Genomic DNA, 12,609 nt, shown 5'->3' on the forward strand with positions numbered 1-12,609 from the left:
GCCGTCGCCGACCCGCGCGTCGAGGGCGTTCAAGCTCGCCTCCGCGGCGATCAGGGCCCGGCAGACCGCCGCGATCCCGGCCGCGACGGCGGGATCGCGCGAGGGCGCGGGCGGGGGGGCGCGGGTCAGGCCCTCGGGCAGCGGCCGGACGATCGCCGCCCCGACCCGGTGCGCCCGCGGCCAGGCCGCCACCGGGGTCTCGGCAAGGAGGGCGGCCTCGAAGGCGTCGTCGAGCGCCAGCACGGAGAGCGAGGCGCCGTGCATGTCGAGGGCCGTCATGGCCCGCGCTGGGCCGAGCACGAGGCGCACCCGCCGTCCGAGATCGGTCGCGAGCACGGCCCTGGTGAGCCCCTGCATCTCCAGCGCGGTGGTGCCGCCGAGGTTGTTGACGAGGAGCGCGAGCCGCTCCGCCCCGGCGACGGGGCCGTGGAAGCGCGCCGTCATCAACCCGGCGAGGGCGCGGGCGCCGGGCAGGGCGATGCGCTCGATGCCCGGCTCGCCGTGGATGCCGAGGCCGAGTTCCGCTTCCCCCTCGGCGAGCCGCGGCGCGGGCCGCTGGCCGGGGATCGTCGCCGTCGAGACCGCGATGCCGAGGGACTGCACCGCCCCGGCCGCGCGGCGGGCAAGCGCCGCGACCGTCTCCAGCGGGGCGCCCGCGGCGGCGGCATGGCCCGCGATCTTGTGCACGAACAGCGTGCCGGCGAGGCCCCGGGGCTGTGCCGCGTCGGGAAGGGCGATGTCGTCGGCGACGAGCACGGTCTCGACCCGCAGCCCGGCGGCGCGGGCGCGCTCGGCGGCGAGGCCGAAATTCAGGCGATCGCCTGCGTAATTTTTCACCACCAGCAGGCAGCCGGCCTCGCCCGTCACCGAAAGGATGCCGGCGAGCACCGCCTCGACCGAGGGCGAGGCGGACACGTCGCCGCAGACCGCCGCCGCGAGCATCCCGGGCCCGACGAATCCCGCATGGGCCGGCTCGTGCCCCGCGCCGCCGCCGGAGACGACCGCGACCGCGTTCCGGTCGGGCTCGGCGCGGAGGACGACGCGGATCTCGGGATCGCCGCCGAGCCGCGCCAGCGCGCCCCCGCTCGCCGCGACGAGCCCGTCGAGGGCGTCGCCGACGAGGCCGGCGCGGTCGTCGATGAAGTGGGCCATGCCCGTCCTCCCGCCGCCCGCCTGCGGGCGGGCGGGCGGGCCGCGGAGGCTATCGCGCGGCACCGGAATTCCAAAGGGATCCTCCCTTTGGCCGGGCGGTAGTGTTTCAGTTTGAAATTCGATGCCGTAGAAGGGCTTAGTCATCCGGGTCCAGCGCAATGCCGGTAGCTCGATGACGAGCTGTCATATCGTGGGAGTCGCTTCCTACGGGGCATCGACTTTGCAACTTTATGGTCTCATAATAGATTGTCTTCGTCTTTAGTGATGGCAGCGCCCTTCACGTGGAGACGTGATCCTTGTCGGGACGACCTTCGATGGTGGTCTTCTCAATCCCTGTGCATTCGGCCGGGCTGTAGCGACCTTTTGCTCCTGTCAGCGAGGCGCGGTATATCTTCACCAGCATGGCGTAGTCTACATCGGCACCGGAGACGCCTTCGGTTGCTTCGAAATACGCCTTGTGCCCATCCGTATTTGGATGTGCTTCGCGAGAGGTAGCTTGTTGATACCCCAAGTCCCTGAACTTTAATGCTTGGCGTCAGGCAACAGATTCATCTCACGAGCCGAAGCTTCGGGCGTGGCCGAGCAATGGGATAAAGCGCGACAACATCCTCCACCAACAGCCCAAACAGCTCAGCGATTTCATCAATCGAATAACCAAGCTCGCCGACATGTGCCGACATGATATCGCGCACCATTGTTGGCTCTTCTCTCAAGAAAGAAGCTTCAATTGGCTCATTTTTTCTATATCCTCTCTTTGACATCTCAATATTATAATATTTATACATGCGATCTGACATCTTGCCAATCTGCCAAGTCTTGTAAATTAATGCCTGCATAGAGACGCCCCAATATCTCTTAAGGTCCATAAATCTTTCTAGCGAAAGATCGTCTAAATCATGCTTGATATCTTTGGTGGGGACTAGAAATTCTGATGCAAATCTGTTTGCTTCAATCTCCTGCCTAGGGTTCGGAGTACGGTGCATAACAAGATGGCCAAGCTCATGAGCTAAACTAAACCTAAGGCGATCCTTAGGTTGTTGGTTATTGATGAATACAAATGGCGGCAGACCATCGCATCCATGCTGACAAAATCCATCGATCAGCGAACTGCCAAAATCGAAGGAGATAACCAGAACACCGGCAGACTCTAGCAGTGAACTTACGTCCGCGACGGGCCCGCGCGGCAAGAGCCATCGCTGCCTGATCGCCGCGGCAATGCCCTCTACATCGCCATCATACTCATCCGTATCGATCGCCGGCACCGGCGGAAGCGATGGCTCCAAGTCTATGGAATCTAAGCACTTCCTTAAATTAATCCTAAATACTTCAGCTAAGGCATGAATGGCATCTTCATCCCGTGATGAAAGTTTTTGTCGTTTGCGATGGTAGCTTGCCATCGGCTGCCGAACGTAAATCGGGTCATAAAAGAAGCTTGGCCTCATTTTCAGGGCATGAGCAAGCTGATCAACAAGTTCCTCTTGTGGTTGTATGTGGCCATGCTCAATCTTAGACAAGGTTCCTTGGGTGATGGAGCCACCAAGAGACCCTACCAGCTCGACTTGGCTTGTGCGTCGAACTTGACGGGCCAGCATCAAGAGTTGACCGTTGAACTGCTTATTCATTTTCAGCTTGCTTGCGTGCGGCTTTGACGCGAATGCGGCTTGGAGGTACGGCCGGGCCGACAGGTGCCAGCGGCAGGGTTTCCAGGACCGTGGGCGGCGTGTCGCTGTCGAGAGGCAACGACCAAAGGACCTGACGGTTGGCATCATTGCAAACCAAGAACTTCGTGATGGTTTGCGGTGCGTTCTCAGGCACGCTCCAGCCGAAGTAGATGCAGGTCGCGGCCGGAGCGTCGGGAAACAGGTCGGCAGCGGCGTCCGGGACATGGTTCGCATCGAACTCTCTCGATGCATCAGTCGGGCTCACGGCGACTGTGAAGCCCTTCCGCAGACGCTTCACTCGCAACAGCCACTTGTTGTTGATGCCGACCAGCATCAGCTGGCCCTTCCGGTGCGTCGTCGCACCTTTGGCGTCGTCGCAGTACTCCCGCAAATTGCGGACGATCAGGTCTCGGTAGACCGAAGCGCGCGAGCGCGCGTCAAGCTTGTGGGCGATGCCCCGGCACTCGCGCTGAAACTCTGCATGGGCCTGATCCATCAGGTCCGAGAGCGGCTTGAGGTGCAGGGCTAAATCGGACTGCGCCTGTTCGAGGGTGCGGACGGGCAATGGCTTCTAGCTCCCACCAACATGGTGACAAGGCTAGCGCCCCGTCCTGTCCAAATCAACAAAAAATATTCGAGAAATATTCCTGCGCCCGCCGCTTACTCGCTGCCATCTGCGCAATCTCGGCCAGCCGCTCCGGCGTCATGGCAGTCGAGCGCACGGCGGCACCCTTCCGCCCCTTCTCAGCCGCGTCCTCGCTCTTGTCGGGCTTTGCCGGGCCGTAATCCTCCGGCTCTTCCTCCATCGTGATCCGCATCACCTTTACGGCGTTGCCAATGGCATCGGCGGGGCGCTCCTGGACTTTGGGGACGGTGGGAATGCTAAGCTTCCTTCCATGTTTAGATGGAAGCAGAGCGTGCAGCTGCCCGATGCCCTCAATTGTCATGGAATATGCACCCTAGTGATCATTCATATCCGATGAGGTTGTGCTCATAGAGGTTCGTGATTGTTGTAACGCGCGCCAAAAATTTATGGTTTCCATTAGGGGAACCGCGCTGCGCTTCGCAAGCAATACGATAGTAGGGAGCGATGCCACGGCCAGAGACACCGAGGCGGACGGCGGCACTTCCATGTGCACGATGACATGCGTGCAACTTTGCTAGGACGCCGCAGATTTACGCCTCGAGCTTCTTGAGGGTCCCTTGGACCGACGCAATCGTCGCATCCACGGGGAGCTTAACGCGCGCCATAAGCTCCTCCCGCTTGGCGCCAAGCATACGCCAGCGGAGATCGGATCGCGCCGGTACGGGAAGGGAACGCCGAGCGGGCCCAGCCGGGCTCAGATTTCAAACTGAGACACTACCGGCCGGGCGTCGGGCGCGCGCCTTCCGAAATCCCCCCCCCGAGACGTCAGAGACCGGCCGCGCCGCCGTCGGAGCGGGGGTCGTGCGTCGCCTCGATGCGGCCGCCGCGGGGATGGCGCACCAGCATGCCGGCATGGCCCAGCGAATCGATATAGGCGCCCCCGAGTTCCTCGATGTCGTGGCCCAGGCGTCGGAGCGCGGTGATGCAGGCGGGATCGAAGCGGTCCTCGACCTTCACCGAGAGGGATTCCGCCCCCCAGGTCCGGCCGTAGAGCAGGCGCGGCGCGTCGACGGCGTCGGCCACCGACATCCCGTAATCGGCGTAGCGCGAGAAGATCTGGGCCTGGAATTGCGGTTGCCCGTCCCCGCCCATGGAGCCGTAGGACATCACCCGGCCGTCGTCGAAGGCGGCCAGCGCCGGGATCAGGGTGTGGAACGGGCGCCGGCCCGGCTCGAGCGGGTTCACGGCGTTCGGATCGAGCGAGAACGACATGCCGCGGTTCTGCCAGCAGATGCCGGTCCCCGGCAGCACGCAGCCCGAGCCGAATTCCCAGTAGACCGACTGGATGAAGGACACCGCCATGCCGTCGCCGTCGATCGCCCCCATCCACACCGTGTCGCCTTCGCCGGAGCGCACCGGGATCTGGGCCGCGCGCCCCATATCGATCAGCGCCGCCTCCCGGTCGAGCCGGCGCGGGTCGAGGAAGGCGGAGGGATCGCCCGCGAGGCGGTCGAAATCGGTCACGAACCGGTCGCGGATCGCGAAGGCCCGCTTCGTCGCCTCGATCAGCGCGTGATAATGCGCGGGGCTCTCCGCCTGCCGCACGTTCAGCCGCTCGAGGATGCCGAGGAGGATGAGCGCCGCGATCCCCTGGGTGGGCGGGGGGAAGTTGTAGAGCGTCGCGTCGCGCCGCCGCAGCGAGAGCGGCGCCCGCTCGCGCGCCGCGTAGGCCTGGAGGTCGGCCCGGGTGACGGGCGCGCCGAGGCGCTCCAGATCGGCGGCGATCTCGCGGGCGACGTCGCCCCGGTAGAAATCGGCGAGCCCGGCATGGGCGAGCTGCGCCAGCGTGTCGGCGAGCTTCGTCTGGCGCCGGACCGCGCCCGCTGCGTAGGGCTTGCCCTCGGTCAGGTAGGTCGCGGAAAAATTCGGCGCGTCGTGGAGCGTGTCGCTTTCCTTGGGCAGGTAGCGCGCCTCCGAGGCCGAGATCGGGCAGCCCTCGCGGGCGTGGCGGATCGCGTCGGCCAGCAGGGCATCGAGGGGCAGCCGCCCGCCGAAGGCCCGGGCCATGGCGAGGGCGAGCCCCCAGCCGCCGACGGTGCCGGCCACCGTCACCGCCGCGTCGGGGCCGCGGGCGGGAATCGCCTCCAGCTCCTTCTCGCGATAGCGCTGCCGGGTGGCCAGGGTCCCGGCCGGCCCGCAGGCCTCGATGCCGCGCACCCGGCCGTTGCGCTCGCGGATCAGCCAGAATCCGTCGCCGCCGATGCCGTTCATATGCGGGTAGACCACGGCGATCGCCGCCGCCATCGCGATCATCGCCTCGAGGGCATTGCCGCCCTGGGCCAGGACGGTTTGCCCCGCGGAGGCCGCGAGCGCGTGGGGGGCGGCGACGGCCGCGTGGGCGAAGACGGGGGTGTCGGGCATGGGGGACTCGGCGTGCGGCGGACGGGCGAGGAAGGCAGGATCAGGACCACGCGGCGGCGCGCGGGGCAACTCGCTCGCTCGAAGCTTCCAAAGGGTTCCGGAGCGCCCGCAGGATTCTCGCGATGTGGCGCAAAAGGGACTGCGCGGGCACCCAGTCAGTGCCATGATGATCGTGGCGAATCGGCGGGCCTTTACCGACATGAAGAACAATGAGCGGGCGCTTCTTCAGGAGCGCGTGAGAACACTTGTCTTGCGTCATGCCCTCGAAGCCGCATTTCAGCGTATCGCTGATCTTACCGGCGGCGCGGCCGAAGATGAATTGATGAAGCTCGAGCACACCATCGTCGCGGCCACGCGCCGGGTCGGCGAGATGCCGGGCGACGTGCGGCTCGCCGCCCTCGTCGCCGTCGAGGATGCGGTCGCCGTGGTCCGCAGCGCCTTCGACACGGTGCATCAGCGCCTCGACGCCCCCACGCTTCCCGCCGCCCTCGCCGCCTGATCCGGGCTCCGCTTGATCAAAGCGGAGCCCGGATCAGGCAAGCCCGCGCGGCGTTTGAGCGAAGCCCAAATCCGCCATCCCGAAGGGATCAACCGGATTTGGTATGAGACGGCGAACTTTCCGCTGCCACCGGGCGCGCGGCGATTGAATTGCCGGCGCCTCGTGGGCATATCGCCCCCGCTTTTTCGAGTGTCCCTCGCGTGGACGCCCGCGGTGCCGTCCCGGCCCCGGGCCAGGACGGCCGGTGGACCGGCGTCCCGCGCGCGGCACTCCAACCGGGGAGATGGCGGCGTGAGCGAGACGGTGGAGCGGCACGAATTCGGTGCCGAGGTTGGGCGCCTGTTGGACCTCGTCGTCCATGCCCTCTATTCCGACCGCGAGATCTTTCTGCGCGAGCTGGTGGCCAACGCCGCCGACGCGACCGACCGGCGCCGCTTCGAGGCGCTGACCAACGAGGCGCTGGCGCTGCCCGCCGACGCGAAGGTGCTGATCGCCCCCGACAAGGCGGCGCGCACCCTGACCATCACGGATGCCGGCATCGGCATGGGCAAGGACGACCTCGCCCAGAATCTCGGCACCATCGCCCGCTCCGGCACCCGCGCCTTCTCGCAGTCGCTCGGCGCGGCGACCGCGGGGGAGGGCGAGGAGTCCCGCCCGAGTCTGATCGGCCAGTTCGGCGTCGGCTTCTACTCCGCCTTCATGGTGGCCGACCGCGTCACCGTCACCTCGCGCCGGGCCGGCACCGACGAGGCCTGGACCTGGGCCTCCGACGGCAAGGGCAGCTACACCCTCGAGCCCGCGCGCCGCGACGCGGCCGGCACCGAGATCGTGCTGCATCTGAAAGAGGATGCGGACGAGTATCTCGAGAGCTACCGGCTCGATCATGTCGTGCGCAAATGGGCCGACAACATCGCCGTGCCGATCGCGATCCGCGATGCGGAGGGCAAGGAGGAAGCCGCCAACCGCGGAACCGCGCTCTGGCGCAAACCCAAATCCGAGATCACGGACGAGCAGTACAAGGAGTTCTACCGCACCGTCAGCCACGGCTTCGACGAGCCCTGGGCGACCCTGCACTGGCGGGCGGAGGGAGCGCTCGAATTCACCGGCCTCCTGTTCGTGCCGAGCATGAAGCCGTTCATGGCGGTGGAGGACGACCGCCGCTCCAAGGTGCGGCTGCATGTGCGGCGCATGTTCATCACCGACGAGGCCGAGCTGCTGCCGAACTGGCTGCGCTTCGTCCAGGGCGTCGTCGATACCGACGACCTGCCGCTCAACGTCTCGCGCGAGATGCTGCAATCGACGCCGGCGCTGCAGAAGATCCGCCGCGCCGTGACGACGCGCGTCGTCAACGAGCTGTCGAGCCGCTCGAAGAACGCCGAGAAGGCGGACGAGTACCTGGCTTTCTTCGAGAATTTCGGGCCCGTGCTCAAGGAAGGCATCTACGAGGATTACGAGCGCCGCGCCGAGATCGCGCCGCTGCTGCGCTTCCGCTCCTCGACCCAGGACGGCTGGACCTCGCTGCCCGAATACGTGGCACGGATGAAGCCGGACCAGGAGGCGATCTATTACCTCGTCGCCGACGACGTGGAGGTCTCCAAGAACTCCGCCCAGCTCGAAGGCTTCCGCGCCCGCGGCGTCGAGGTGCTGCTGCTGTCCGACCATGTCGATGCGTTCTGGCCGGAGCAGCTGGGCAAGTTCGACGACAAGCCCCTGCGCTCGGTGACGCAGGGCGCGGCCGACCTGTCGAAGTTCAAGCCCGAGGGGGAGACCAGCGAGGCGCCGCAGGCCGACCGGCTGGTGGCGGCGCTCAAGCTGGCCCTCGGCGAGGACGTGGCGGACGTGCGCACGACCGACCGCCTCGTCGACAGCGCCGTGGTGCTCGCCGCCTCCGGCACCGGCCCGGACCTGCAGATGCAACGCCTGCTGCGCCGGGCCGGCCGCGGCTTCGGCGGCGCGCCGATCCTCGAGATCAACCCGCGCCATCCGCTGATCCGGGCCCTCGACGCCCGGGCCGAGGCCGGCGAAGACCTGAAGGGAGAGGCCGGCACCCTGCTCGACCTCGCCCGCATTCAGGATGGCGACACGCCGCGCGACGCGGTCGCTTTCGCCCGCGCGGTGGCCGCCGCCCTGGCCGGGACGGCCGCGCCCTCGGCCTGACGACGCCCTGCGGGGCGCGGGCTCAGATCCGCGTCCCGTCGTCCCTCGGCGGCGCGCCGCAGCGGAAGCGCGCCACCCGCCAGCGATCGCCGTGGGCGTTCTGCCACGCCGCCATCTGCGGCTGGGCGACCGCGAGGCATTGCTGCGGCGTGACGATGTCTTCGTTGAAGCGGTGGACCCGCATCACGCAATGCGTGGGGTTCGCGACCATGCAGGTCATGAAGTAGAGGCCGTAGAGCATGCGGTGAGGCTCCGTGACGTCGCGAGCATTGCCTCCGGGACCGTTTCTTCATTCCACGAGAAGGCACATCGCAATCGGCGTGCCGAAGGTTCCCGCTCCCCGGGCCGGACGGGCCCTGGCCGGGACGTGTTGTTGCAGTGCAACAAAATCGGCGGCGCGACGGCGTTGACAGTCCCGCCGCTTCCGCGCGAACACCGGATCATGTCCGTCGACGCGCCCACCGATCCGCAGACCACCCGCCGCGACAAGCGGATCGTCTGGGCCCTGTTCAACCTCATCCTCGCGACCGTTCTGGCCGGCGTGCTCCTGCCCTCCGCGCCGAAGCACGCCGCGCTCGCCCCCGCCGAGGACCCGGCCTGCGCCGAATGGGGCGATGGCTGCCAGATCTGCCAGCGCAGGGAGGACGGGGTCGCCTGCTCGCTGCCCGGCATCGCCTGCTCCCCGGGGCCCGTCGCCTGCCAGCGGCGCGCCGGGGCGCCGTGATCGAACCGTGACTCGCCCGGCGCTGCGCTTCGCGCCGAGCCCCAATGGCCGGCTGCATCTCGGTCACGCTTATTCCGCTCTCCTCAACGCCCGGATCGCCGCGGGTCTCGGCGGCCGGCTGCTGCTGCGCATCGAGGACATCGATCCGGGCCGCTCCCGGCCGGATTTCATCGCCGGCATCCACGCCGACCTCGCCTGGCTCGGCCTCCGGTTCGAGCCGGAGGTGCGGCACCAGTCCAAGCACGTTCCGGACTACGCGCGCGCACGGGACGGGCTGGCGGGGCGAGGGCTGCTCTATCCCTGCTTCTGCTCCCGCGGCCAGGTCGCGGCTGCGGTCGCCGCAGGCGCGGCGCGGGGCGAGCCGGCGCCCCGCGATCCCGACGGCGCCCCGCTCTATCCCGGCACCTGCCGCGCCGTGCCGCCCGATCTGGCCCGCGCGCGCATCGCCCGGGGCGAGCCGCAGAGTTGGCGCCTCGACATGGCGGCGGCGCTGGCCGAGGCCGCTGGCCCCCTCCCGATCCGCCGCTTCGCGCCGGACGGACGCGATGCGGGCACGATCGCCGCCGATCCGGCCCGCTGGGGCGACGCGGTGATCGCCCGCCGCGACGTGCCGACGAGCTACCATCTCTCCGTGGTCTGGGACGACGCCGCGCAAGGGGTCAGCGACGTGGTGCGCGGGCAGGATCTGGAAGCCGCCACCGACCTGCACGTGCTGCTGCAGCGGCTGCTCGGGCTGCCGAGCCCGGCCTATCACCACCACGCCCTCATCCGCGACGAGACCGGCCAGAAGCTCGCCAAGTCGAAGGGCTCGGAATCGCTTGCCGATCTGCGCGCCCGCGGTGTCAGCCCGGAGGCGGTCCGCGCCCGGCTCGGCTTCGCCTGAGATCGAGGTTTCGAAAGGACAGGTCCTTTCGCGGGTCCAGGGCGGAGCCCGGGTCGTCAAAGCCGATGTCGGGGCGCCGCCCCGACATCCCGCCCAAGGGCTCGCCCTTTGGGAGCCCGAAATTTCAGCGCATCGCGTCGCGCTGCGCCAGGGCGGTGGCGCTCTTGGACTTCTGCATCGTCGCCTCGATCTGGTCGCGCTGGCGCTTGAACTCGGCGAGCAGCCGCCCGTCGAGCTCGCGCCCGCGCGGCACGCGGATCTTCATCGGATCGACGAAGTGGCCGTTGATGATGACCTCGTAATGCAGGTGCGCGCCGGTCGAGAGGCCGGTCGAGCCGACATAGCCGATCACCTGCCCCTGGCGCACCCGCGCGCCTGCCGAAATGCCGCGGGCGAAGCGGGACATGTGGTTGTAGGTCGTGACGTAGCCGTTGATGTGCTGCACCTCGACCCGGCGCCCATAGCCCGAATCCCACTCCGCCTTGATGACCGTGCCGTTGCCCGCGGCCACGATCGGCGTGCCGATCGGGTTCGACCAGTCGACGCCGGTATGGAGCTTGGCGTAGCCGAGGATCGGGTGGCGCCGATAGCCGAAGCCCGAGCGCATCACGCCGTCGGCGATAGGCTTGCGGATCAGGAACTTCTTCAAGGAGCGGCCCTGGTCGTCGAGGAAGTCGATCGAGCCGTCGTCGGGAGACTGGAAGCGGTAGACCTTGCGCCATTCGCCGCCGAGGTTGAACGCGGCGTAGAGCAGTTCGGGCCGGTCGGCGGCGGCGGGGCCGGCCTCGTCGTCGAAGGTGTAGAACAAATCGAGGCTGTCGCCCGCCGAGATCCGGCGCTGGAAGTCGAGGTCGTAGCTGAACACCCGGACGATATCCTCGATCGTCGGGCGCGGCACGTCGTGGCGGGCGGCGGTCTCGTAGAGGCTCTGGTAGAGCCGCGGGCCGGTGCCCTCGTCCTCCTCGTCCTCCCCGTCCTGGGCCTCCGCCTGGCTCGGCTGGGCCCGGCCCTTGGTCTCGTCCACCGGCGGCGCCACCGCCACGAAGCCGCCTCGGTCGTTCACCGCCGCGATGGCCTGCACGCCGCTCTCACCGTAGAGCACCACGCGGGTGACCTGGCGTCCGTCGCCGGGCTTGCCGCCCGGCGCGATCTGGACGCGGAACTGCTGGCCCTCCGACAGGGCCGCCACCTTCGCCTTGCCGCCGAGCGCCGCGACGATGCCGGCGAGGGCCGCGTCCGAGGCGTGCCCCGTGGCCTTCAGCATCGCCTCGAGGGTGTCGCCGCGCTTGAGCGCGAGGTCGCGCTCCTCGACGAGCGGCGCCTCGCCCGGGCGCAGCTCGACCTTGGCGAGCTTGGTCACGTTCTCGGGGACGACGAGCACCTCGATCGACTTGAACGGGTTGGCCTCCCCGCCGGGCTTCTTCTCCTCGAAGCCCGGAAAGGCGGAGCCCTGCTGCAGGGTGCGCGACAGCATGATCTGCGGCGCCAGCGGCAGCGCCGTGCGCCGTCCGGCCTCCGCGGCGAGGCGGCGCTCCTCCTCGACCTGGGCAGTGACGTCCTCGTCGGAGAGGGCCGGGGCGGAGGGGTCGACGGCGAGGTCGGCGAGATCGCGCTTGACCACCGTGACCTCGGCGCCCGGCGCCTCGGCGGTGCCGGGATCGGGCGCGCGCTCCTGCGGCTCGTCCGAGACGAACTTCATCGGATCGAAGCGGGGAATCTCGGTGGCGAACACGCCGGTCTGCATCGAGAGCGTCGAGGCGATCCGGACGAACGGCTTGACCTTGATGATCTCGCGATCGCCGAGCCGCACCGTGACCGGCGTGCGGAAGCTCTGCTTGGCCGAGGCGATCATCAGGTTGCGCACCAGCCGGTCGCCCTTGTGGGCGAGGGCGACGCCCGCCTCCTCGGAGGGCTGCGGACGCGCGATCAGGCTCGGGCGGTCCGAGACCGCCGCGAGGGAGACATCGCCCTGGAGCGAGACGTGGATCGCCGCGCCGATCAGCAGGGCTCCGGTGATGCCGGTCAATGCGCTGGCGCAGAGCCAGCGCAGGTTCACGTCGCGTCGATCGATCGGGCGCGCGCCGGCGCCGAGCAGGTCGAGCGGCGGCTCGACGCCCCGCGGCAGGCTGGAGCGCCGCTGGGGCGCCTGGCCCGCTGTTCCCCCGATCTTCAGTCGCTCGCGTGTCACGGGCTTCCTCTGCATCGGCGCCTGGGACCGAGGTGATGGGCCTGCTGATCTACCAGACTCGCCCGTCGCGGGCGACGCAAGACTGCGTGCGCTCGCCAGAGGCAGGGGATCGCCGCCGATGTCCTGGCGCAGCATGTCCAGATTGAGGCGGTTCTTCTGCGCAGGTCTCGGGCGGAGCGACGCGGGGCAACCGCACCCCTTCTTTGGGCCGGCCTTCTGAAGCGTTCGGGCGGCCTGTGGCGGGCACGGCGCGGTTTTTTCGATTTTCCGATTGACGGTTGGGTGTTGGGGCCGTAGAAGCATTTTCACCGACGGGGCGCCCCGGTCCACCACTTGGC

Annotated in this window: 11 protein-coding genes and 1 pseudogene; 4 read left to right on the top strand and 8 right to left on the bottom strand. The window is 68.2% G+C overall.

The annotated features are described in order from the left end of the window. From LW587_RS22675 to LW587_RS22700, 6 genes and pseudogenes are all read right to left on the bottom strand, one after another. The coding region (locus LW587_RS22675; RefSeq protein WP_232631849.1) for a dihydroxyacetone kinase subunit DhaK at positions 1-1,152 on the bottom strand (1,152 nt) is incomplete at its 3' end. Positions 1,153-1,432: 280 nt separating this feature from the next. Further along, positions 1,433-1,621, bottom strand: a pseudogene (locus tag LW587_RS22680) (IS1 family transposase); the annotation flags it as partial. Between the two features lie 79 nt (positions 1,622-1,700). Next, complete coding sequence (locus LW587_RS22685; protein WP_232631850.1) at positions 1,701-2,774, bottom strand: XRE family transcriptional regulator; 1,074 nt, start codon at positions 2,772-2,774, stop codon at positions 1,701-1,703. Then, on the bottom strand, positions 2,767-3,378 hold the full coding sequence (locus tag LW587_RS22690; protein WP_232631851.1) for a hypothetical protein: 612 nt from the start codon (positions 3,376-3,378) through the stop codon (positions 2,767-2,769). The genes LW587_RS22685 and LW587_RS22690 overlap by 8 nt, the downstream gene beginning before the upstream one ends. Before the next feature lie 55 nt (positions 3,379-3,433). After that, complete coding sequence (locus LW587_RS22695; RefSeq protein ID WP_232631852.1) at positions 3,434-3,760, bottom strand: hypothetical protein; 327 nt, start codon at positions 3,758-3,760, stop codon at positions 3,434-3,436. Positions 3,761-4,224: 464 nt separating this feature from the next. Next, positions 4,225-5,820: a gamma-glutamyltransferase family protein gene (locus LW587_RS22700; RefSeq protein ID WP_232631853.1), complete on the bottom strand. Its 1,596-nt coding sequence runs from the start codon at positions 5,818-5,820 to the stop codon at positions 4,225-4,227. A 199-nt stretch (positions 5,821-6,019) separates the two neighbouring features. On the opposite strand from LW587_RS22700, the gene LW587_RS22705 reads away from it, so the two are divergent. Continuing rightward, the gene (locus tag LW587_RS22705; protein WP_442919190.1) at positions 6,020-6,319 is read left to right on the top strand and encodes a hypothetical protein; all 300 of its coding nucleotides are present in this window, start codon (positions 6,020-6,022) and stop codon (positions 6,317-6,319) included. Positions 6,320-6,610: 291 nt separating this feature from the next. After that, positions 6,611-8,476 (top strand): molecular chaperone HtpG, encoded by a 1,866-nt coding sequence (htpG, locus tag LW587_RS22710; protein ID WP_232631855.1) that lies wholly within the window; start codon positions 6,611-6,613, stop codon positions 8,474-8,476. A 22-nt stretch (positions 8,477-8,498) separates the two neighbouring features. Here the strand turns inward: htpG and LW587_RS22715 are convergent, their stop codons facing one another. Further along, a complete protein-coding gene (locus LW587_RS22715) occupies positions 8,499-8,717 on the bottom strand; it encodes a hypothetical protein (RefSeq protein ID WP_232631856.1) in 219 nt (72 codons plus the stop codon). Between the two features lie 201 nt (positions 8,718-8,918). Here LW587_RS22715 and LW587_RS22720 point away from each other — a divergent pair, with 201 nt between their 5' ends. After that, the gene (locus LW587_RS22720) at positions 8,919-9,200 is read left to right on the top strand and encodes a hypothetical protein (protein WP_232631857.1); all 282 of its coding nucleotides are present in this window, start codon (positions 8,919-8,921) and stop codon (positions 9,198-9,200) included. 7 nt (positions 9,201-9,207) lie between these two features. Then, on the top strand, positions 9,208-10,083 hold the full coding sequence (gluQRS, locus tag LW587_RS22725; RefSeq protein ID WP_232631858.1) for a tRNA glutamyl-Q(34) synthetase GluQRS: 876 nt from the start codon (positions 9,208-9,210) through the stop codon (positions 10,081-10,083). Between the two features lie 124 nt (positions 10,084-10,207). On the opposite strand, the gene LW587_RS22730 is transcribed toward gluQRS, so the two are convergent. Further along, positions 10,208-12,271, bottom strand: coding sequence for a M23 family metallopeptidase (locus tag LW587_RS22730; protein WP_232631859.1), 2,064 nt, complete (start codon positions 12,269-12,271; stop codon positions 10,208-10,210). Positions 12,272-12,609 lie beyond the last annotated feature (338 nt).

Source organism: Methylobacterium sp. Leaf118 (genome assembly GCF_920984675.1).
GTDB lineage: Bacteria > Pseudomonadota > Alphaproteobacteria > Rhizobiales > Beijerinckiaceae > Methylobacterium.